This is a genomic window from Arthrobacter sp. sptzw42, from assembly GCF_059089685.1.
In genome coordinates this window covers 199,313-219,216 of sequence record NZ_JBNHEX010000004.1, presented here as the reverse complement: position 1 = coordinate 219,216, position 19,904 = coordinate 199,313, and the positions used below count along the sequence as shown (strand labels likewise).

Here is a 19,904-nt window from a genome sequence, read left to right as displayed (position 1 = left end):
GGCGGTTTTAGCGCCGCACTGAATTCCGGCGGCCTGTGACCGCCTCGGCGGTGCCGATGAGGAGCACCGCGGCGATGACAGCCACGATAAAGCCCAGGAAGTTCAGTTCGAAAATGTCCCCCGTGCCCAGCAGGGACGCCACAACTCCGCCAATAACCGACCCAACGAGGCCCAGCAGGAGAGTGGCAAGCAGGCCAAGGTTCTGCTTGCCCGGCTTAATGAGGCGGGCCAACGCGCCGATGATCAGGCCGGCAACAATGAATCCAATCACGGTGTGCTCCTTCATGGTGGTCACCGGGCTCGGCCCGGACTGCCGCAGGGTGCCGCAATGGCTCTATTGTAAGCATGCTTATTGTTGTCCCGGGAACTAACGCCCTCAGGCCGTAACAACCGGCGCGACCGGTGCCTCGACGTGCCGGATCTCCAGCGCCTCCGGATCCAGCAGCTTCCTCGTGCCGGTCCTGGCGTCCAGGATCCAGAACAGTTCCAGGGCGGGTACGACGTCGGTCACCCGCCCCCGGTGGAAGAGCTTGCCGTTGTGCCACGCCTCGATCTGGTCGCCGATGCGAAGCTGGTCCGTCAGTACTTTGTGTGCCTCCATGAGAGCCTCCTGCTGTTGTATCCCCGTACGCACAGCTTGCCGTGCCCAGATTGCTGGGATGTTTCAACAGCGTGATTTTCCTGGGTCAAGAACGAGCCGCCGGGCTCAGGATGCAGCCTCCCGCCGGGCTGCCGCCACCGCTTCCTCGATGCCGCCAGTCCAGGGTTGGCCGTGCCCGGGAAGAACCAGGGAGGCGCCGGTCCGGGCGAGCTGTGTGAGGGTGTCCAGGTTCTGCCGGCTGTCCATGGTGGCAGCCCCGGCCACGATGCGCGGCCCTGTCCGGCCCGAATAGGGATCAAGGGTCACCAGGGCATCCCCGCTGAACAGCACGTCCCGGTCCCGCAGATATAGCCCGCAGTGCCCGGCGGTGTGGCCAGGGGAGAACACCACCTCAGGGGACCCCGGCACGGGCAGCGTACCGTTCCCGGCGGGAAACAGGGTGAGTTCGTCCACACCCTTCACCCGCAGGGCACCGGCCTTGGTCATGCTGGCCAGGACGGGCAGGCCGCGGGGATGGGAGAGCGAGAAGACGAAGCGGGACTTTTCGTGCTGGTACCTGTAGGGGTGGCGGGCGATGAAGGAGTCGCCGCCGTGAACCCAGACCGGGACCTCGAAACCGGTGTGCAGCCGGTGTGCGAGGCCCAGGTGGTCGAAGTGGGCGTGGGTGAGCACCACGGCCTTAATGTCGCCCACCCCGTGCCCCAGTTCCCGGACCAATTCCTCCAGCGTCTTCCACATCGCAGGCAGCCCGGAGTCCACCAGGGTCAGTCCGTCAGGGCTCTCCACCAGGTAGAAGTTGACGAAGGCTTCTGAGACACAGTGCACGCCGTCCGCCACCGTGGTGAATGAAGCCTTCCCCGAGGTGGCCTGTGTCATTTCCGGCCTGCCCGCACGATCGCACGCACAGCAGCGACGCCACCCAGGCCGGCGAGCACCCAAGGCCCGCCAACCAGGATCGGATCGATCCATTGGTGGTTCACGTCCGCCCGTTTTTTGCCGAAGCGGGAGCTCAGGCCGTGGCGGGAGAACTCGCTGAGCACTCCTGTCTCGGTCACCGGGTTGTCCGGGCGCGGCGTGGCCAACGAGCGCAGGTGGTGCTCCCACGCGTCCACCCGGTCCGCGGCAATGAGCAGCAGCCAGTGCGCCGCCCGGCCCTCACTGAACCGGGCATAGGCGTATTTACGAATGGCCCCGGACGCGCCGGCAGGCGGGGTGGAGGTGCCAAAAACAGGCGTGACAAAGGCATGCTCGATGGATCTCTCTCGCGGCCACTCCTCCTGCTGGCGTTCGGGAAAGTCCCAGTGCGCTCCGGTTTCAATCCCGGGCTGTTCCCGGGGGAACGAAGGCCGGTCGGCGGGATCGAGGTCTGCTCCCCACCCTGGAATGCGCGCCCGCAGGTCCTGCGCGGATTCCTTCAGGCCGGGCTTTCCGGCGGTGTAAGGCGTTGGTATTTCAGCCATGGTGCCGTTCCTTTCAGGCCGGGGTGGAAACGATCAGGGGCTTGATGCAGTCATCGAGCTTGCCGGAGAAGATGTGGTAGCCCTCTGCGATGTGTTCCAGCGGGATGCGGTGGGTGACGATGTCACTGGGCTTGAGGTAGCCGTTCCGGATGTGCTCGAACAACCGGGGCCATTGCCGCTTGACCGGGCATTGGTTCATCCGCAGCGTCAGGCCCTTGTTGACGGCGTCCCCGAACTTCACGGCGCTGAAGATGGGGCCGTACGCGCCCACCACGGACACCGTCCCGCCCTTGCGCACCGCGTCGATGGCCCAGTTCAGCGCCACCGGCGAGCCGCCCTGCAACTTGAACTTGGAGGCGGTGACGTGCTGGAGGAAGTTGCCGTCCGCTTCGGCCCCTACGGCATCGATCACGACGTCGGCGCCCAGGTAGTCGGTCGCTTTCTTCAGGTGCACCACAATGTCGTCGTACTCAACAAAGTTGTACGTTTCGGCGTGGGCGAAGGTGCGTGCTTTTTCCAGTCTGTACTCCAGGTGGTCGATAACGATCACGCGCCCAGCCCCCATCAGCCAGGAGGACTTGGCCGCAAACAAGCCGACGGGCCCGGCTCCGAACACCACCACGGTGTCGCCTTCAACGATGTCGCCCAGCTGCGCACCGAAGTATCCGGTGGGAAGTGCGTCGGTGAGCAGGACGGCGTCCTCCTCGTCCATCCAGTCCGGAATCTTTGAAGGCCCCACGTCCGCGAAGGGAACGCGCACGAATTCTGCCTGGCCGCCGTCGTACCCTCCGCACGTGTGGGAGTAGCCGTAGATGCCGCCCACCGCCGTCGCGTTCGGGTTCACGTTGTGGCAGTTCGAAAACAGGCCGCGGGAGCAGAAATAGCACGATCCGCAGTACACATTGAACGGGACCATCACCCGGTCCCCGACAGCCAGGTTCTGCACCGAGGAGCCCACCTCATGCACCACGCCCACAAACTCGTGCCCGAACGTCATCCCCACCCGGGTATCCGGCATCATGCCGTGATAGAGGTGCAGGTCCGAGCCGCAGATGGCGCCGGTGGTCACGCGGATGATGGCATCATTGGGGTGCTCGATCTTGGGAATGTCTTTTTCTTCGACCCGGATTTTGTACGGGCCGCGATAAACCATTGCTCGCATGTGTGCCGCCTTGGTTGTTGGCTGGCAGTGCGGTTCCGTCTCGTGCAGGAACCACCCCGCTCCTTGAGGCGCACCGCCTGCCCTACGTTTCCACCTCGGGCAGGAGATGGTCAAGGGCCGGAGCGCAGGCACATAAGGGGGAGCACAGAATGCTTAGAGCGTCCGACGGCGGGTAGGGGACAGGGTGACAGGTGCACCGATCAAAGGGGGAGCGGAAGAATGTCACGGGAAACCCGGACCACGCCGGCGAAGGCGGCCGGAGCGCCGGCCAAAGCCCCTGCGATCCTGTTCGGCATGGGCATTGGCGGATTCGTGGACGGCATCGTCCTGCACCAGCTGCTGCAATGGCACCACATGCTCAGCCACACCGAAAGCGGCAACACGAAAACCGTTCCAGGCCTGGAGCTGAACACGTTGGCGGACGGCCTGTTCCACAGTGCCATGTGGGTGCTGGTGGTGGCCGCGGCAGCCCTGACAATCCGCGCCCGGCAGCAGGGGACTCTCTCAGCCCGCTGGAACTTCCACACCGGCCTGGTCCTCGTCGGCTGGGGCGTCTTCAACATCATCGAAGGCCTGATCAACCACCAGGTGCTGCAAATCCACCACGTCCGGGATGATCTGGGCGGACCGCTGGTATGGGACCTCGGATTCCTGGCGGTCAGCGTGCTGTTGGTCCTGGGCGGCTGGCTTCTGTTCAGGGGTAGCCCAGCGTCTGGAAAAACCGGCGGATCTAGCGCAGGATAGTAAGCATGCTGAGTAAATCGGCTGCCGGAACCAGCACGGTTCCAAATACCCGAATGTGAGCTCGAGAGGACATACTCATGGTTTTCTTTCACAAGCAGGAACTTCAATACAAGGCAACCCCGGACAAGCCGGACGCCGTCTACGCCCGTAAGCTCCAGGAGGTGCTGGGCGGCCAATACGGCGAAATCACCGTTGCCATGCAGTACTCGTTCCAGGCTTGGAACGCCCACATGCCTGGTAAATACCGGGACATGCTCTTCGGGATCGGCGCGGAGGAATTCGGCCACGTGGAGATGCTGGCCACCATGATCGCCCAGCTGCTCGAAAAAGCGCCCCTCGGAATCACCGAGGACGCGGTCCAGTCAGACCCCACTGTCGCTGCCATCGTGGGCGGAACCGATGTCCAGTCTGCCATCGTAGCCGGGGCGGGCGTCCGGCCGGTGGACAGCAATGGCAACCCCTGGCAGGGCAGCTATGTCACCGCCAGCGGCAACATGCTCGCTGACTTCTGGGCGAACGCCAACGCGGAGATGCAGGGCCGGCTCCAGGTGGCCCGGCTCTACCACATGACCGATGACCACGGCATCCGGGATATGTTGTCCTTCCTGCTGGCCCGGGACACCATGCACCAAAACCAGTGGATTGCTGCAGCACGCGAGCTGCAGGAGGAAGGCAACGAGAACTTCCCCGTGCCCAGCAACTTCCCCATCAAAAAGGAGATGCGGGACGTCGCCTACCAGTACCGGAACTTCTCCGACGGCCAGGCAGCCGCGGAAGGTTCATGGGCCAAGGGTCCTTCGCCGGACGGCCTCGGTGAGTTCAGCTACGTGGCAGAGCCCCCGGCCGGTGTCCCCATGCCGCCGCCCACGCACCCGGACTCGCGCTTCTACGGCACCACCGAGCTGCCGAACATCATGGAAAAGGCAGCGGGAACCATTCAGGACAAACTCAACAAGGAGTAACCGGCAGCGGAAAGCCCCCTGCCGCCGGCCCCTGAAAAAGGGCCGCGGCAGGGGGCTTCGTTATGGAACGGCTACGTATTGGGGTCCGGGCTCTTGACGTCGCTCGGGCCGATGTCCGCAGCGCCCAGGACGTCGGCAATCGGGTTGTCAGCAGGCGCGTGCTCCCGCACGCTGAGCTCGGGGTGGTGCAGGTCCAGTGCCGGGCGCTCGGACCGGATCCGGGGCAACGAGGTGAAGTTGTGCCGCGGCGGCGGGCAGGACGTGGCCCACTCAAGTGATGCTCCGAAGCCCCAGGGATCGTCTACCGTGACCTTCTTGCCGTGCCGCCAGGTGATGTAGACGTTCCACCAGAAGGGAATCAGGGACGCACCCAGGAGGAAGGAACCCAGGGTGGAAAACTGGTTCATCCAGGTGAAGTTGTCCTCCGGCATGTAGTCGGCGTACCTGCGGGGCATACCCTCCACGCCGAGCCAGTGCTGGATGAGGAAGGTGGCGTGGAAGCCCAGGAAGAGGAGCCAGAAGTGGATCTTGCCCAGGCGCTCGTTCAGCATGGTGCCGGTGAACTTGGGCCACCAGAAGTAGAATCCTGCGAACATCGCAAACACCACGGTGCCGAACACCACGTAGTGGAAATGGGCCACCACGAAATAGGTGTCGGAGACGTGGAAGTCCAGCGGCGGGGACGCCAGGATGATGCCGGTGAGGCCGCCGAAGAGGAACGTGATCAGGAACCCGATGCTCCACAACATGGGGGTTTCGAACGTCAGCGAACCGCCCCACATGGTGCCGATCCAGTTGAAGAACTTCACACCGGTGGGAACCGCGATGAGCATGGTCATGAACGCGAAGAACGGCAGCAGCACCGCGCCGGTGACGTACATGTGGTGGGCCCACACCGTTACGGAGAGGGCCGCGATGGCGATGGTGGCATACACAATGCCCTTGTAGCCGAACAGGGGTTTCCGGCTGAATACCGGGAAGATCTCGGAGACAATGCCGAAGAACGGCAGCGCGATGATGTACACCTCGGGGTGGCCGAAGAACCAGAACAGGTGCTGCCAAAGGATGGCGCCACCGTTGGCGGGGTCGAAGATGTGGGCGCCGAACTTCCTGTCCGCTCCTAAAGCAAACAGGGCCGAGGCCAGCGGCGGGAATGCCATAAGCACCAGGATGGACGTCACCAGGGCGTTCCAGGTGAAGATCGGCATCCGCCACATCGTGAGGCCCGGGGCCCGCATGCAGATGATGGTGGTGATGAAGTTGACCGCACCAAGGATCGTGCCGAAACCTGACAACGCCAGGCCGAAGACCCAGAGATCACCGCCGATGCCCGGGCTGAAGGTGGTGTTGGACAGCGGCGCGTAGGCGAACCACCCGAAGGAGGCAGCCCCCTGCGGGGTGATGAAGCCCGATGTTGCAATCGTGGAGCCGAACAGGAAGAACCAGAAAGCCAGCGCGTTCAACCGGGGAAAGGCAACGTCCGGCGCACCAATCTGCAGCGGCATGATTACGTTCGTAAACCCGGCAAACAGCGGAGTGGCAAACATCAGCAGCATTACGGTGCCGTGCATGGTGAAGAGCTGGTTGTACTGCTCCTTGGTCTGCAGGATCTGCATCCCGGGTTCAAACAATTCGGCACGGATCAACAGCGCCATCACGCCGCCAAGGAGGAAGAAAATAAAGGACGCGATCAGGTACATATACCCGATGGTCTTGTGGTCCGTGGAAGTGATCCAACTGACCACCATGCTGCCCTTGGGGCGTTTGACCACCGAGGGTGCGGCAGTATCCGTTGTAATGCCCGTGTTCTGGCCGATGGCGGTCATTACGGTTCCGTCCTTTGCTGTGCCTGTTCCAGGGCCGGTTGTGCCGGATTCTTGTCATATTTGTCGCCGAGGATGCCGGTGTTGCCCTTTGCCCGGAGATCCGAGATGTGGCTGTTGTATTCCTGCTCGGTCACCACCCGAACCTTAAAGAGCATTTCGGAATGGTATTCACCGCAAAGCTCGGCACACTTGCCGGTGAACTCCCCGGTGCGGTTGGGAATGATGTCGATAAACCTGTTGAACTGGTTTTCGCCCGGGTACATGTCCCGTTTCTGGAGGAACTCCACCACAAAGAAGGAGTGCTGAACATCCCGGGAGTTCAGCTGCAGCTCAACCTTCTTACCCACTGGAAGGTACAGGGTGGGCAGCCTGTCAGGAGCGCCGTACTTACCGTCCAGGTGGGCCTGCACGCCGGGATCCTCGTGGACGTCTTCCTTGACGTAGTTGAAGTCCCAGGACCATTGCTTTCCGCGGACGTCGATGATGACATCCGGGTCCTCGAAGCGGTCGTCTATGGCACGCTGGTCGCGGTCGGTGAACACGAACAGGACCCCAACAATCATCAGCGGCACCGACAGGTAGAAGACTTCCAGCGGGAGGTTGTAGCTCATCTGGCGTGGAAACCCAACGGTGTCCTTCCTGCGGCGGTAGGCGATGATGCACCACAGAATGAGCCCCCACGTGATCACACCAATAATCAGTGCAGCGATCCAGGAGTTAACCCACAGGTCCGTGATCAGAGGCGTGTGGTCCGTGGTGTCCCGCTCGCCGGGCAACCAGCCGCGCTGGACCTCCGCAGAGCAGGAGGTCAAAGCCATCAGGGCCGGAATCGAAAGTAACGCGGCACTCCGCCGCCATTTGAAGGTGTTTCTTCCAGTGCTCACCGCGGTTCCCTCCGGACAGACCCAGAGGCCCAACTTCATGAGCCCAATTACCCATGGCGCTGGCCAGTGGTTTTGTGCCCACACTAGCTTGGGTAGGAGCGCGATGGGAAGAGGCCGCGCTCTTCCTTGACCTCCGCGGCCAAACCCCGGGATCACCAACAACCACGCCGAAGCGGGCGGCCCGGCACCCCGCAGGATGTGACGCCCGACGGCGGGACGAAACTATCGGCGTCGGGCGTCACTTCAGCTTGCCCCGCCGCCGGCCGCATCGGGTGCTTCGCTGATGATTTCCCTGGCCGCCATGGCCAGCAGTTCACGCTGGAGGGCCGGCAGGGAGATCAGTCCCTCCGTGTAGGCCTGGACCTCATACTCGCCGGCAACGCCGCTCATGCTGAAGTACCGGAGCCAGAGCTCGGAGACGCTGATGTCGGCCTCCTGCAGGGCGGCATTGAGTTCGTGGCGTTGCTCCGGTTCGTGCGGTTCAAATCCCATCGCTGTCCCCCAATAGCGTTGTTGCCGTAGGCCTGTGTTGCTGCCTTAGGCGACGTCTGGGTAACTGCGGAGGATGTAATCGGCTGCGGCCGCTCCGGTCATGTGCAATTGGGAGCGGTTGACGTCCACGCCGCAGCGCAACATGCCAGCGCGGAAGGCCTGGTCCGGTTTGGCCCGGAAGCCATGCAGCGAAGCCCAGCTGACATAGAGGCCGTAGAGGCAGTCGGGCCCCAACGGGTGCTCGGCCTCAGGGTCCGGGATTGTGGCCTCATCAAGGAACTGCTGGAAGTACGAGGACGGCATGATGGCTCTATCCGATTCTGCAACAATGCGCCACCGGGTGGCTTCAGCAGCTGCTCGCCCGGCCGATGCAGGAGTGCCGGGGAGGACGGGTACGCCCGTCACGCTTCTGAATCTACTCGCGGGGCAGGGGGGAAGTACAGGGGAAGTACAGCCGTCCGCCGAACCGGCAGAGCACGTCCGGGGCAGCACCAGCACACAGCCGTAACAAAAGACAAGTCTTCCCAACAATTCATAAGCGTGCTTATTATGTTCTTCTTTCGACGGCATGCAGAGCCCGTCAGCACATCTTCCCTGGTGGGCTCCCCGGGAAACAGCTGAAAGGCTTCCATGCATCTGATCCGTTCCGAGTACTCCAACCCCAACCATGTGCTGGTCCACGTGAGCGACCCTCATTTTGTGGAAGAGGGGCTGCTGTACGGCGAGCTGGATCCCCAGACGGGGCTGGTGGAAGTCCTTGATGCCATAGAGGCCAGCGGCCTGAAACCGGAAGCGATCATCTTTTCCGGCGATCTCACGGACAAGGGCAGTGTGGAGGCCTACCGGCGCCTGCGGACCACGTGCCAGGGGTACGCCGGGCGCATGGGGGCTCAGCTTATATGGGCCATGGGCAACCACGACGAACGCAGGAATTTCCAGAAGGTGCTCCTTGACGAGGCGCCGGACACGCTTCCCATCGACCGTACCTATTACTTGGGCAATCTGCGGGTGCTGGTCCTTGATTCCTCCACTCCCGGCCACCACCACGGGGAAATCAGCGCCCATCAGCTGCGTTGGCTGGCCGCGGAACTGGAAACAAGGGCCGACGACGGCACCCTCCTGGTGATCCACCACCCGCCTGTTCCCCCCGTACAGGAACTCGCGGTGCTTTCGGAGCTGCGGAACCAGGACAGCCTGGCGCAGGTACTGGAAGGCAGTGACGTCATAGGCATCCTGTCCGGCCACACACACCACAGCGTGTTTTCCACGTTCGCCAACATCCCCGTTTCGGTGGCCTCCTCCACCAGCTACAACCAGGACCTGGCATTGCCGTCAGGGGCCATGCAGGGCCTGGACGGCGCCCGTTCCTTCAACCTCATCCGCATCCACAACCGGACCTTTGTTTCTGCGGTGGTCCCGGTGGGCGAGTACCCCCGGATGAGTTCCTACGTCACTGCCGAGGAAACCCGCCAGCGGCTCCAGGCCGCGGCCGTCACCATCCCCTCCGCCACCGAGAACGCAGGAGGCACCCCCATCGGCCGCCGCTAGGCCGCCAATCCCCAAGAAAGGACCAGCCATGAATCAGAAACCACCCTCTCCAACCGGCACCCGCCGCCGCAACGTGGCGGTCATCCTGGCCGGAGGCATCGGCGCCCGCATGGGCCTGGACATACCCAAGCAGTTTGTTCCGATCGCCGGCCGCACCAGCCTTGAGCACACGGTGGAGCTGTTCCAGCACTGTGGGCTGGTTGACGAGATCATTGTCATGATGGCCCCCGGGTACCTGCCGCGGGCCGAGGAACTGCTTTTGGGCAACAGGCCCGGGGCCACATCGGATGCGAAAGCAGCCAAGAAATTCGGCAAGCTCACTTCCATCCTGACCGGCGGCGCGGACCGCAGCGAAACCTCACGCCTGGCGCTGGACGCCATCGCGGACAAGGACGCCAACGTCATCTTCCACGACGCCGTCCGGCCCCTGCTCGACGGCGACATCATCATCGCCTGCATCCGCGCACTCGACGTCTATGCCGCAGTGGACACCGCCATCCCCTCAGCGGACACCATCATCGAAGTGGATGATGAGAACTTCATTCGTGCCGTTCCGCCGCGGGCCAAGCTGCGAAGGGGCCAGACGCCGCAGGCGTTCCACATGCCCGTCATCGCAAAGGCGTACGAAAGGGCCGGCCAGGACCCGGACTTTTCCGCCACGGACGACTGTTCCGTTGTCCTTAAGTACTGCCCCGATGTCCCCATTTTTGTGGTGGACGGGGACGAAGCAAACATCAAGATCACCCAGCCCATCGACATCCACCTTGCGGACAAACTCTTCCAGCTCAGGCACAAAACCATGCTCCCCGGCGGTAATACGGACGGGCTCCGCGGTTCCACCGTTCTGGTGTTCGGTGCGAGTTCGGGGATCGGCCTGGAACTTGTCCAGCAACTTGAGGCTGAAGGCGCCCTCGTTGTGGGGCAGAGCCGCACCGGTAACGGAACCTACGTGGAGGACCGCAAGTGCGTAGCGGAGGCGCTCGCCTCAGCTGCTGCCACCCACGGCCGCCTGGACCACGTCATCCTCACAGCCGGCGTCCTCAGTGTGGGGCCGCTTTCCCAGCTGACCGATGAGCAACTGCACCACGACGTTGACGTGAACCTCACGGCGGCTTTTATTGTGGCCCAGGAGTCGCAGAAGTACCTGGCTGAAAGCAAGGGATCATTGACGCTTTTCGCCTCCAGTTCCTACACCCGGGGCCGGGCGAACTACACGGTTTACTCCGCCACCAAGGCCGCGATCGTGAATCTCACCCAGGCGCTCGCGGACGAGTGGAGCGCGGACGGCATCCGGGTGAACTGCATCAGCCCCAGCCGGACCGCCACGCCCATGCGGACCAGGGCTTTTGGGGCAGAGGAGGAAGGATCCCTGCTCCCCGCGGCAGCTGTGGCCTGGGCGAGCGTCCAGGTCCTGGCGTCGGCCATGACCGGGCAGGTGGTGGATGTCCGGCTTCCGTACACGGACCCGTCCAAAGATTCGGAACTGGTGGCGCAGCCATGAGCCAGGACGTCGAGACCCGGGACGACCCGCTGGCTCCCGGGGCTCTGGCTGTTCAGGTGCCGGCCGGGAGCGGCAGCTACAGCCACAGCCTCTGGGCGGACAGGGTGTCACTTACCCTGACAGGACCGCCCATCCCGGCGGGCACAACCCTGTCCATCCGGCTGGGCGACAGGCCCATCTGGAGCGTCCATACGGGCGAGGCTGCCAGGGCCGGTGCCGGCGGCTGCACCATCGACTGGCCGCCGGCCCTGGCCGTCCGCCTGTCCGGCTGGGCGCAGCTCGCGGTGCTGCAAGACGGAAAGCCGTTGTGTCCGACGGCGACGGTCATCTTTGATGACTCACCCCACCAGTTCTCGCTGGAGGAGCCGGGCACCGGGGTGCCCCAGATTATCAACAAGTGGGGGCGGATCGCGCGGAACTTCGAAGGCCAGCGGGCCTACCTGATTGATGAGGCGTTGGACGAGGCCTGCACGCTGGTTGAGTTGCTGCGGAACCGCGGCCACGAATTGTTCGTCACAGGCGGCACGCTCCTGGGGCCTGTCCGGGACGGGCACGTCATGCCCGGTGACGACGACGTGGACCTTGCCTACCTCAGCAGGTACGAAAACCCCTCGGACATCGCTTTGGAGGGCTTCGAGCTGGAACGGGCCCTGCACGCCCAGGGTTACGAAACCGTCCGGCATTCCGCAGGGCACCTGCAGCTGCTCTTTCCCGGAGCGGACGGGACGGACAGGTTTTACCTGGACATCTTCACGTACTTCAACGTGGGCGGCTGGTTCCACGGAACCTTCCATGCCCGCGAGCGCGCCGAGGAAGTAACCATCTTCCCGTTGCGGAACCTCACCATCAACGGCAGGGAACTGCCAATGCCGGCCGAGCCGGAGCAGATGCTTGAGGCGATCTACGGTCCCGGCTGGCACACCCCCGATCCGGCGTTCCGTTTCGTCACGCCACCGCCGGCACGCCGCCGTTATGACACCTGGCTGGGCGGCCTGGACTGGGACCGGGAGAACTGGGAGGACCACCACCGGGCGCTGCTTCAGCGGACAGCCGGGCACGATGCCGGCCAGACACCCTCGGCCTGGGCAGCGGAGCTGGCCCGCGGACTGCCCCCGGGGTCACGCATCCTGGAGCTGGGCTGCGGACTCGGCGCGGACGCGAAGCATTTCGCGGAACAGGGGCACCACGTAGTGGCCGTTGACTACAGCAGGCCGGCGCTCCAATACCTGCAAACGCAGCCGTGCGGGTCCGGGACACTGGAGGCCCGGCGGGTCAACCTCAACTCGCTCCGGCAAACTGCACCACTGGCCAGACTGACCAATGACGGTGCTGGTCCGCTGCATGTGTACTCGCGCCTTTTGCTGAATTCGCTGGACTGGCAGGGCCGGGAGAACACGTTGGGGCTGATCCGGCAGCTTCTGCGGAACCAGGGCCAAACTGCGGCAGCGTTCCTGGAAGTACAGGTGGCGGAGCCGCGGCCGGCCTTCCCGGATTGCCGCTTCTACGGGCCCATCGATGTTGACGACCTGAAAGGCAGCCTCGCTGAACTGGGGCTGCAGGCAGAGGATGTTCCACCAAAACCAGGGGGCCTGGACGATGGCGCCCTTCCCACCCGACGAGTGAAAGTGAGGGCCTTGCCATGAATGATCCACTGATTGACGCCATCCACGAGCACGAGCCCCTGGCCGACCCGCTGGAAGAGGTAAATTTGCGGCTGGCCATCGCCGCAACAGATATTGCTGAGCTGCGCGCCGAGGTTCTCCGGCTGGACCGGGACCTTGACGAGTCCCGGCGGTTAAACCGAAGGGCTGCGGAGCTGCTGGACCTCGTCTACGAGCACCTGGCCGCCAACCCTGGCCGCCCCGCCGCTGGGGCCGGTACCTTTGACCGCGCCGGCACCCGGCCGGGCGGCGCGCAGGCTCCTGCTTTCCAAGGCGAAGGCGCCGGTTTATGAGCGCACTCGAAATTATCGGCGCCTTTGAAAGTACGTACCTCCCGCGCCATGACAAGGACATCTTCGAGTCCACTGCCCACGACGTCCAGTGGAAGCAGGACCTCGAACTGCTGGCCAGCTGCGGAGTTCAAAGGCTGCGGTATCCGGTGCGCTGGCACCGGGTGGAAGCCGAGGAAGGCGTCTTCAGCTGGCAGGACACGGACAGGGTGCTGCACTATCTGCGCGACCACGGTTTCCAGCCCATCGTGGACCTGGTGCACCACACCAGCTATCCCCGGTGGATGGAAGGGGGCTTTGCGGATCCCCGCTTCCATTCCGCCTACCTGCGGTACACGGAGGAGTTTGCCCGGCGCTACCCTTGGGTGGAGGAATACACACTCTTCAATGAGCCCTTCTCCACCCTGTTCCTCACCGGGCATGAGGGCATCTGGCCGCCCTACCAGAAGGGCATGGACAACTTCGTGAGCCAGATCCTCAACGTGCTGCCGGCCGTGGCAGAAGCGAGCCGCGCGTATGCGGACCTGCTGCCCGGCGCCAAGCATGTATGGGTGGACACCTGTGAACACCACACAGGTGAGGGCTCCGGCGGAAGCGCCTACGCTGCCATGGCCAACGAACGCCGGTTCCTGGTGCTGGACAGTTTCCTCGGCAAGGGCTACGACCCGGACGGCCCCGTGGCGGACCTGCTAAGCGAAGCCGGGGGAGAGAGGCTGCAGGACCTGGAGCCGGGACGGGTCGATGTATTGGGGCTGGACTATTACGCGCACTGCCAGTGGCACTTCGATGACATCGGCGGCTCGCCCAACACTCCGCATCCCCTGCCGCTCGCCCAGCAGATCTACCTGTACTGGGACCGCTACCGGCTGCCGTGCCTGCTGACAGAGACCAACATCCGCGGCCGCACATCTGATCGTGCCACCTGGTTCAAGTACGTGCTGGAGCAGTGCGAACGGGCGCAGCAGATGGGAGTTCCCCTTGAAGGCCTGTGCTGGTTCCCGGTGATCGACTCCACGGACTGGAACACGCTCCTGTACCGCAGCGACGGCTCCATCGACCCTGTGGGCGTGTATTGGCTGGACGATGAGCTGGCCCGCCAGCCGTCAGCCATGTCGGAGTCATACGCGAAAGCCGCCGCCGGCACGCCGTCAAGTGAGCTCCCGGCCTTCACGCTGGGCGAACCCGTCGCCACATGGCTGCGCGGTTACGAGCAACAAATGTCGCACTGGAACTGGACAGCTGCCCCTGATGCGGATCAGGGAAACAGCCTGCCCAATACGCAGACCAAGATGGAATTGAGGATAGTCAATGCAGAGTGAACTGATCGTCTTGTCGCATCTTCGCTGGGACTGGGTATGGCAGCGTCCCCAGCACCTCGTGTCCCGGCTGGGCTCCCGCTGTTCCACCTGGTACGTGGAGGAGCCGCTCACGCCCGCGCCCGATTTCGGCGGGCCCAACCGCATGAACCACACGAAAGTGGACGGGCTGAACCGCGCCTGGCTGGAGATTCCGGAGCAGGGCCACCACGTGGGCTTTTTCGACGACGTCCTCCCGGACTACATCGAGCAGTTGCCCGGGCTGGTGGGCCCGCCAGCCGGCGAGCGTGTGGTGTGGATGTACACCCCGCTGTCGCTGGAACTGGCCCTCGCGCTTAACCCCACCACGCTCGTGTATGACGTCATGGACGATCTCGCCGCCTTCAAGGATGCCCCGCCGGAGCTGGTAGTGAGGCAGCGGCAGGCGCTCCGCAGGGCCGACGTCGTCTTTGCCGGCGGCCGCTCGCTGCACAGGTCGATGGTGCGGCAGGGCCGCGCGGACACACTGCTCTTTCCCAGCGGCGTGGAGCCGGAGCACTACCGGACCCCGACGGCGGCACCCCGGGTTCCCGGGCAGCGTCCGGTGGCGGGGTACGTGGGAGTGCTGGACGAACGGCTGGACCTGGACCTCATCGCCGACCTCGCCCGGGCACTGCCGGAATGGGACATCAGGATGTACGGGCCAGTGGCCAAGATCGACCCGGCCACCCTGCCGCAGGCGCCCAACATCAGCTATGAGGGGTACACCAGCTATGCGGACCTGCCGGCAGCGATGGCCGGCCTCGATGTGGCCCTGATGCCGTTCGCGTCGAACGAGGCCACACGCTCCATCAGTCCCACCAAAACTTTGGAGTACCTCGCGGCCGGACTCCCGGTGGTTTCCACGCGGGTTCCGGACGTGGTGGCAGACTTCCCCGGCGTGGTGCACCTGCGCAACGACGGCGCCGGCTTTGCTGCCCTGTGCCGGACGCTCGGCCAGCGGGACCCCTCCCGCGGACCCAAGCCCAACACCCGTGAGCTGCTGAAGAAGTACCACTGGAACGCGATTGCCGCCCGGATGGCGGAGTCCGTTTTTGCCGCAGGACTGCAGGAACCGGAACCGGTTGACGCCGAGGCCACAGCCTGATTGTCTTCTGCCAACCCCCACAAGTTGCCCTGTAAGAGAAGGAGCTGAACAACGATGAACGAAGTACCCCTGCACAGGGAACTGCCGCTGCCGGACTACGACCACCTGCCGGTGGGAACTCTGCCGTCGCGCATCTCCGGCCTGGAAGAGGCGCAAGTGGCGCAGCTGATCACCTACGAGGAGGCCCACGGGAACCGCCTGCCCATCATGCAGATCCTCGAAAAAAGGCTTCATGACCTGCAGGGCGGTACGGTGCCCCGCGGCCCGCAGTCGCCCAGCACCCCGGAGGTCAACACCGGCACGCCGGACACGCCGCAGACCGCCAGTGTTCCCGGACCGCCCATCAATCCGCCGTCGCAAGGTGATCCCACCAACCCTGCCCAGCCCCGGTGAGCCGTGGAGCAGCATCACGGAGTCGAGGACCACGACGGTCCCGACCACGACGGCCCGGAGCGCCCCGCCCCGGATGATGCCGGCGGGGATAACGGCGGCCCGGAAAACCAAAGCGGCGAGGACCTTCACGCGTTCGTCAGGTCCCGCCGGGCCGAGTTGGAGGGCCAGTTGGCTGAGTGGGTGCGCGTGCCCGGCGTGCTGGGTGACCCCGGGCACGTGCAGGACCTGCTCCGCTCCGCCAACTGGCTCGCCGGCGAGTTCCGTCACGTCGGCTTCCCGGTGGTGGAGGTTTTCCCCACCGGGGAGTCCCACGCCGTGTACGCAGAATGGTGTGAGGCACCCGGCGCACCCACGGTCCTGGTTTACAGCCATCACGATGTACGGGTGGCCAAGCCCGGGCAGTGGGACCAGACTGCCCCGTTCGAGCCGGTGGTTCGCGACGGCAGGCTGTACGGGCGGGGCAGTTCGGATGCCAAGGGCCAGGTTCTGGCCCACCTGTGGGGGCTGCGCGCGCACCTGCACCAGCAGTCCACACGCTCTCCCACTTATGACCCCCAAAACCCGGACGCTCTCTCACTTAACGCACCCCAAACCCCAACGCTCCTGCAGTCCCCGGCGCCGGCCCTTAACCTGAAGTTCCTTGTCGAGGGGGAGGAGGAGGGCGGCTCGCCGCACCTGGCTGAGCTGCTCGAGGAGCAGGCGGACCGGTTCAAGGCGGACCTTGTGGTGTTCTCGGACACCTTGCTCTTCCGGGAGGATTATCCGGCGCTGTGCCTGAGCCTGCGCGGGATGCTCAGCGCACATCTGGAAATCACCGGTCCTGAGGTGGACGTGCACAGCGGCGCCGTTTCCGGTGCCGTCCCCAATCCGGCTTTCGAACTGAGCCGGCTCCTTGCCGCCTTCCATGACAAGGATGGCCGGATTGCCATCCCGGGGTTCTACGACGACGTGGCGCCGGTGCCGGAGGAGTACCGGGAAGCGCTCGCACGCCTGCCGTTCACGGACGAGGACTGGCTTGAGCGTTCAAAGATGGGGAGCGTCACGGGCGAAGCGGGTTACTCGGTACCGGAACGCTTGTGGCTCCGCCCGGCGGTGGAGATCACGGCAATGATCGCAGGTGATCCGGCCGGAATTTCCAGCGCCGCCGTCCCGTCTGTGGCGTCCGTGGACCTGAGCCTGCGGACAGTACAGGGCCAGCGGGTGGAGAAGGTGGCTGAGCAGCTCCGGCAATGGGTCCAGGACACGGTGGGGGACAACTACGGCCACACGCTGAGCGTTGACCTGGCGACAGCCCAGGAACCGTACTGGACGCCCGAGCACCCCGCTGTCCCGGCGCTGGAGCGGGCCATGGCTGCAGGCTTCCGCTCATCAGAGGTGGGCAGGATGGGAAACGCCGGCGGCGGACCGGCCACACTGTTGAGCAGGTTATTGGACGCTCCGGTGGTGTTCTTCGGGACCGGCCTGGTGGAGGACCATTGGCACGACAGTGATGAAAGCGCCAACCTTGAGGTCCTGGTGAACGGCGCGGTGACGCTGGCCTGCTTCTGGGATGAGCTGGCGGGCATGGAACTGACAAAGGACGACGGCGATGGACACCTCAGGCATTAACGGCACCCCAGCGGGGGCGGCCGGCGCGAACGGCCGGGGCCCCGGCACGCGGACATTCGGGGTGGAGGAGGAGCTGCTCCTGGTGGACCCCGGCAGCGGGGATGCGGTTCCGGTAGCGGGCGCCCTTCTGGACCTGTACGTCCGCCCGCTGGAGTCCCGCAACGGTCCTGTCCTCACGGCCGAGTTCCAGCAGGAGATGATCGAGGTGGTCACCCCGCCCCAATCGACGTTGGCTGCCCTGGAAGCGGACATTGTTGCCGGGCGGGCCATCGCGCACCAGGCGGCTGAGGACGTGGGGGTCAGGGTGGCAGCGCTGGCCACCTCGCCACTTCCGGCAGATCCCCATCCCGTGCAGCTCCGGCGGTTCAAAGCCATGGCGAAGGAGTATGGGCTGACCGCCCGTGAGCAGCTCACGTGCGGCTGCCACATCCATGTCTCCGTGGAGTCGGCGGAGGAGGGCGTGGCGGTGCTAGACCGGATCCGGAACTGGCTGCCGGTGCTGATCGCCCTGAGCGCCAACTCCCCGTTCTGGCACGGCGAAGACACCGGCTACGCCAGTTACCGCTCCCAAGTGTGGAACCGGTGGCCGTCCGCCGGTCCGCTTGAAGTCCTCCGTACCCCGGAGGCCTACTATCAGCTGGTGCAGGACATGGTGGGCACCGGCGTCGCGCTGGACGAGGGGATGATTTATTTTGACGCCCGGCTTTCCCGGCACTACCCCACCGTGGAGCTACGGCTTGCGGATGTCTGCCTCCGGCCGGAGAACACCGTGCTGCTGGCCGGCATCGCCCGCGGACTGGTGGAGACGGCGGCGCGGGAGTGGCGGCAGGGCGTCGAGCCGGCGGTGGTTCCCACTGCGCTGCTGCGGCTGGCGGGCTGGAAGGCGAGCAGGTGGGGGCTGCGCGGAGAGCTCCTCGATCCGGTGACAAGCCGGCCGGCGCCCGCTCTCGCCGTCGTCAATGCCCTGATGAACCACGTACGCAAGGCCCTGGAAGACATCGGGGACCTGGAACGGGTGGAGGAGCTGATGGACGATCTGCTCAACGCCGGCACGGGCGCAGCCCGGCAGCTTGAGGTCCTGCACCGCACCGGGGACCTGGAGGACGTTGTACGGGACGCGGCCGACTGCACTGTCCGGGTCCCAGCCAAGGAGGACTAGAGAGCAGTGTTGCGCGGGGCGAACATGATCACGGCGACTCCGAGCAGGCAGATGGCGGAACCTGCGATGTCCCATTTGTCCGGCCGGAAGCCGTCAAAGACGATGCCCCAGACAAGGGAGCCCGCCACGAACACGCCCCCGTAGGCGGCGAGGATCCGGCCGAAGTGTGCATCAGGCTGCAGGGTAGCAGCGAAACCGTAGATGCCCAGTGCGATAACGCCCAGGCCGGCCCACCACCACTCCTTGCCTTCCCTGACCGACTGCCAGACCAGCCAGGCGCCGCCGATTTCAGCGGCGGCGGCAAGGATAAACAGCAGAATTGTTTTCGCGATGGTCACAGGGCTATTTTCGCAGCTCTATCCGGCTGCTCAGGGCGGCCACGGTGCGCAGGGCCCCAGTGCCGCCGATTCAGGAGCTGGCTTCGTCGGCCCCGTGCGGCAGGACCACGCGGTCCGCAGCTTGTGCCGCGAGGGGGAACAGGAGGAGCAGTAGGCCCACACCCGCTGCCGCGCCGATGAGCTGGGCGATGATGAAAGCAGGTACCGATGCCGGTGCGATGCCGGCGAACGTGTCGCTGAAGATGCGGCCGATGGTTACTGCCGGGTTGGCGAACGACGTCGAGGACGTGAACCAGTACGCGGCCCCGATATAGGCGCCTACCGCCGGTGCGGCAAGGGCGCCCCGCTGGGTGGCGGCAAGGGCGAAGATCAGCAGGATAAGGCCGGCGGTGGCCACAACTTCGCTGAGCAGATGGCCGCCGGTGGCGCGGTCCTTCCCGGAAAGGGAAGTCCCTACCTCGAACATGGCGTTCGCGATCACGCTGCCGCTGACCGCGCCGAGTGTTTGGGCCGCAACATAGGTGCCCACCTCCGGCAGGGTGAGGCCCGTCCCGCTGCGCCGCCCCAGGAGCCAGTCCACGAGGGAGACCACCGGGTTGAAGTGCGCTCCGCTGACGGGCCCGAACAGAAGGATCAGGACGGTCAGGCCCAGCACCGTCGCGGTGCTGTTCTGCAACAGCTGCAGGCCGACGTCGTTGGGTGAGAGCTGCTGGGCCATAATCCCGGAACCGACAACGATCATGACGAGCAGGCTGGTGCCCAGAAGCTCAGCGACGGCGCGGCGCCACAGCGGTGGCTGGTTGGTAGTCATGGCTTCAAGCTTGACCCACGAA

22 protein-coding genes are annotated in these 19,904 nt (G+C 64.8%); 11 read left to right on the top strand and 11 right to left on the bottom strand.

The window, feature by feature from the left end; genetic code table 11:
- Positions 1-7 precede the first annotated feature (7 nt).
- The 5 genes from AC5RT4_RS07015 to AC5RT4_RS06995 all read right to left on the bottom strand — a co-directional run bounded on the left by AC5RT4_RS07015 (position 8) and on the right by AC5RT4_RS06995 (position 3,223).
- Positions 8-271 (bottom strand): GlsB/YeaQ/YmgE family stress response membrane protein, encoded by a 264-nt coding sequence (locus AC5RT4_RS07015; protein WP_494105285.1) that lies wholly within the window; start codon positions 269-271, stop codon positions 8-10.
- Between the two features lie 105 nt (positions 272-376).
- On the bottom strand, positions 377-601 hold the full coding sequence (locus AC5RT4_RS07010) for a hypothetical protein (RefSeq protein ID WP_494105284.1): 225 nt from the start codon (positions 599-601) through the stop codon (positions 377-379).
- A 105-nt stretch (positions 602-706) separates the two neighbouring features.
- Positions 707-1,477, bottom strand: a complete 771-nt coding sequence (locus tag AC5RT4_RS07005) for an MBL fold metallo-hydrolase (protein WP_494105283.1) — start codon at positions 1,475-1,477, stop codon at positions 707-709.
- The gene (locus AC5RT4_RS07000) at positions 1,474-2,061 is read right to left on the bottom strand and encodes a hypothetical protein (RefSeq protein ID WP_494105282.1); all 588 of its coding nucleotides are present in this window, start codon (positions 2,059-2,061) and stop codon (positions 1,474-1,476) included. Before AC5RT4_RS07000 ends, AC5RT4_RS07005 begins: the two co-directional genes overlap by 4 nt.
- 13 nt (positions 2,062-2,074) lie before the next feature.
- A complete protein-coding gene (locus AC5RT4_RS06995) occupies positions 2,075-3,223 on the bottom strand; it encodes a zinc-dependent alcohol dehydrogenase (RefSeq protein WP_494105281.1) in 1,149 nt (382 codons plus the stop codon).
- Between the two features lie 219 nt (positions 3,224-3,442).
- Between AC5RT4_RS06995 and AC5RT4_RS06990 the strand changes: the two genes are divergently transcribed.
- Both AC5RT4_RS06990 and AC5RT4_RS06985 read left to right on the top strand, forming a co-directional pair.
- On the top strand, positions 3,443-3,967 hold the full coding sequence (locus AC5RT4_RS06990) for a DUF2243 domain-containing protein (protein ID WP_494105280.1): 525 nt from the start codon (positions 3,443-3,445) through the stop codon (positions 3,965-3,967).
- 77 nt (positions 3,968-4,044) lie between these two features.
- Complete coding sequence (locus AC5RT4_RS06985; protein ID WP_494105279.1) at positions 4,045-4,929, top strand: manganese catalase; 885 nt, start codon at positions 4,045-4,047, stop codon at positions 4,927-4,929.
- 71 nt (positions 4,930-5,000) lie between these two features.
- Here the strand turns inward: AC5RT4_RS06985 and ctaD are convergent, their stop codons facing one another.
- The 4 genes from ctaD to AC5RT4_RS06965 form a co-directional block, all read right to left on the bottom strand.
- Complete coding sequence (ctaD, locus tag AC5RT4_RS06980) at positions 5,001-6,755, bottom strand: aa3-type cytochrome oxidase subunit I (RefSeq protein ID WP_494105278.1); 1,755 nt, start codon at positions 6,753-6,755, stop codon at positions 5,001-5,003.
- Entirely contained in the window at positions 6,755-7,573 is an 819-nt protein-coding gene (gene ctaC / locus AC5RT4_RS06975; RefSeq protein ID WP_494105380.1) for an aa3-type cytochrome oxidase subunit II, read from the bottom strand. The genes ctaD and ctaC overlap by 1 nt, the downstream gene beginning before the upstream one ends.
- A 309-nt stretch (positions 7,574-7,882) precedes the next feature.
- On the bottom strand, positions 7,883-8,131 hold the full coding sequence (locus AC5RT4_RS06970) for a hypothetical protein (protein WP_494041568.1): 249 nt from the start codon (positions 8,129-8,131) through the stop codon (positions 7,883-7,885).
- A 45-nt stretch (positions 8,132-8,176) separates the two neighbouring features.
- Entirely contained in the window at positions 8,177-8,536 is a 360-nt protein-coding gene (locus tag AC5RT4_RS06965; protein WP_494105277.1) for a hypothetical protein, read from the bottom strand.
- Between the two features lie 225 nt (positions 8,537-8,761).
- On the opposite strand from AC5RT4_RS06965, the gene AC5RT4_RS06960 reads away from it, so the two are divergent.
- From AC5RT4_RS06960 to AC5RT4_RS06920, 9 genes are read left to right on the top strand one after another with little or no spacing between them, the layout of a single operon-like run.
- Positions 8,762-9,679 (top strand): metallophosphoesterase, encoded by a 918-nt coding sequence (locus AC5RT4_RS06960; RefSeq protein WP_494105276.1) that lies wholly within the window; start codon positions 8,762-8,764, stop codon positions 9,677-9,679.
- Between the two features lie 28 nt (positions 9,680-9,707).
- Positions 9,708-11,180, top strand: a complete 1,473-nt coding sequence (locus AC5RT4_RS06955) for an SDR family NAD(P)-dependent oxidoreductase (protein WP_494105275.1) — start codon at positions 9,708-9,710, stop codon at positions 11,178-11,180.
- Positions 11,177-12,823, top strand: coding sequence for a LicD family protein (locus AC5RT4_RS06950; RefSeq protein WP_494105274.1), 1,647 nt, complete (start codon positions 11,177-11,179; stop codon positions 12,821-12,823). Before AC5RT4_RS06955 ends, AC5RT4_RS06950 begins: the two co-directional genes overlap by 4 nt.
- Complete coding sequence (locus AC5RT4_RS06945; protein WP_494041573.1) at positions 12,820-13,134, top strand: DUF6752 domain-containing protein; 315 nt, start codon at positions 12,820-12,822, stop codon at positions 13,132-13,134. The genes AC5RT4_RS06950 and AC5RT4_RS06945 overlap by 4 nt, the downstream gene beginning before the upstream one ends.
- Entirely contained in the window at positions 13,131-14,450 is a 1,320-nt protein-coding gene (locus AC5RT4_RS06940; protein WP_494105273.1) for a family 1 glycosylhydrolase, read from the top strand. Before AC5RT4_RS06945 ends, AC5RT4_RS06940 begins: the two co-directional genes overlap by 4 nt.
- Positions 14,440-15,573, top strand: a complete 1,134-nt coding sequence (locus tag AC5RT4_RS06935; RefSeq protein ID WP_494105272.1) for a glycosyltransferase — start codon at positions 14,440-14,442, stop codon at positions 15,571-15,573. The genes AC5RT4_RS06940 and AC5RT4_RS06935 overlap by 11 nt, the downstream gene beginning before the upstream one ends.
- Positions 15,574-15,627: 54 nt before the next feature.
- Entirely contained in the window at positions 15,628-15,966 is a 339-nt protein-coding gene (locus tag AC5RT4_RS06930; protein ID WP_494105271.1) for a DUF8129 domain-containing protein, read from the top strand.
- A gap of 3 nt (positions 15,967-15,969) precedes the next feature.
- Positions 15,970-17,574 (top strand): M20/M25/M40 family metallo-hydrolase, encoded by a 1,605-nt coding sequence (locus AC5RT4_RS06925; RefSeq protein WP_494105270.1) that lies wholly within the window; start codon positions 15,970-15,972, stop codon positions 17,572-17,574.
- Positions 17,555-18,733, top strand: coding sequence for a carboxylate-amine ligase (locus AC5RT4_RS06920; protein WP_494041578.1), 1,179 nt, complete (start codon positions 17,555-17,557; stop codon positions 18,731-18,733). Before AC5RT4_RS06925 ends, AC5RT4_RS06920 begins: the two co-directional genes overlap by 20 nt.
- Here the strand turns inward: AC5RT4_RS06920 and AC5RT4_RS06915 are convergent.
- Together AC5RT4_RS06915 and AC5RT4_RS06910 are read right to left on the bottom strand one after the other, a co-directional pair.
- The gene (locus tag AC5RT4_RS06915; protein ID WP_494041579.1) at positions 18,730-19,071 is read right to left on the bottom strand and encodes a YnfA family protein; all 342 of its coding nucleotides are present in this window, start codon (positions 19,069-19,071) and stop codon (positions 18,730-18,732) included. The genes AC5RT4_RS06920 and AC5RT4_RS06915 overlap by 4 nt on opposite strands.
- Before the next feature lie 70 nt (positions 19,072-19,141).
- A complete protein-coding gene (locus AC5RT4_RS06910) occupies positions 19,142-19,882 on the bottom strand; it encodes an aquaporin (RefSeq protein ID WP_494105269.1) in 741 nt (246 codons plus the stop codon).
- Positions 19,883-19,904: the final 22 nt, after the last annotated feature.

Excerpts from the sequence above, each read along its gene's own strand:
- AC5RT4_RS06990 (WP_494105280.1), top strand. The coding sequence starts at position 3,443 with ATGTCACGGGAAACCCGGACCACGCCGGCGAAGGCGGCCGGAGCGCCG.
- ctaC (WP_494105380.1), bottom strand. The coding sequence starts at position 7,573 with ATGGCTTTGACCTCCTGCTCTGCGGAGGTCCAGCGCGGCTGGTTGCCC.
- ctaD (WP_494105278.1), bottom strand. The coding sequence starts at position 6,755 with ATGACCGCCATCGGCCAGAACACGGGCATTACAACGGATACTGCCGCA.
- AC5RT4_RS07005 (WP_494105283.1), bottom strand. The coding sequence starts at position 1,477 with ATGACACAGGCCACCTCGGGGAAGGCTTCATTCACCACGGTGGCGGAC.
- AC5RT4_RS06920 (WP_494041578.1), top strand. The coding sequence starts at position 17,555 with ATGGACACCTCAGGCATTAACGGCACCCCAGCGGGGGCGGCCGGCGCG.
- AC5RT4_RS06930 (WP_494105271.1), top strand. The coding sequence starts at position 15,628 with ATGAACGAAGTACCCCTGCACAGGGAACTGCCGCTGCCGGACTACGAC.
- AC5RT4_RS06955 (WP_494105275.1), top strand. The coding sequence starts at position 9,708 with ATGAATCAGAAACCACCCTCTCCAACCGGCACCCGCCGCCGCAACGTG.
- AC5RT4_RS06935 (WP_494105272.1), top strand. The coding sequence starts at position 14,440 with ATGCAGAGTGAACTGATCGTCTTGTCGCATCTTCGCTGGGACTGGGTA.
- AC5RT4_RS07000 (WP_494105282.1), bottom strand. The coding sequence starts at position 2,061 with ATGGCTGAAATACCAACGCCTTACACCGCCGGAAAGCCCGGCCTGAAG.
- AC5RT4_RS06985 (WP_494105279.1), top strand. The coding sequence starts at position 4,045 with ATGGTTTTCTTTCACAAGCAGGAACTTCAATACAAGGCAACCCCGGAC.
- AC5RT4_RS06910 (WP_494105269.1), bottom strand. The coding sequence starts at position 19,882 with ATGACTACCAACCAGCCACCGCTGTGGCGCCGCGCCGTCGCTGAGCTT.
- AC5RT4_RS06970 (WP_494041568.1), bottom strand. The coding sequence starts at position 8,131 with ATGGGATTTGAACCGCACGAACCGGAGCAACGCCACGAACTCAATGCC.
- AC5RT4_RS07010 (WP_494105284.1), bottom strand. The coding sequence starts at position 601 with ATGGAGGCACACAAAGTACTGACGGACCAGCTTCGCATCGGCGACCAG.
- AC5RT4_RS06945 (WP_494041573.1), top strand. The coding sequence starts at position 12,820 with ATGAATGATCCACTGATTGACGCCATCCACGAGCACGAGCCCCTGGCC.
- AC5RT4_RS06940 (WP_494105273.1), top strand. The coding sequence starts at position 13,131 with ATGAGCGCACTCGAAATTATCGGCGCCTTTGAAAGTACGTACCTCCCG.
- AC5RT4_RS06950 (WP_494105274.1), top strand. The coding sequence starts at position 11,177 with ATGAGCCAGGACGTCGAGACCCGGGACGACCCGCTGGCTCCCGGGGCT.
- AC5RT4_RS06960 (WP_494105276.1), top strand. The coding sequence starts at position 8,762 with ATGCATCTGATCCGTTCCGAGTACTCCAACCCCAACCATGTGCTGGTC.
- AC5RT4_RS06995 (WP_494105281.1), bottom strand. The coding sequence starts at position 3,223 with ATGCGAGCAATGGTTTATCGCGGCCCGTACAAAATCCGGGTCGAAGAA.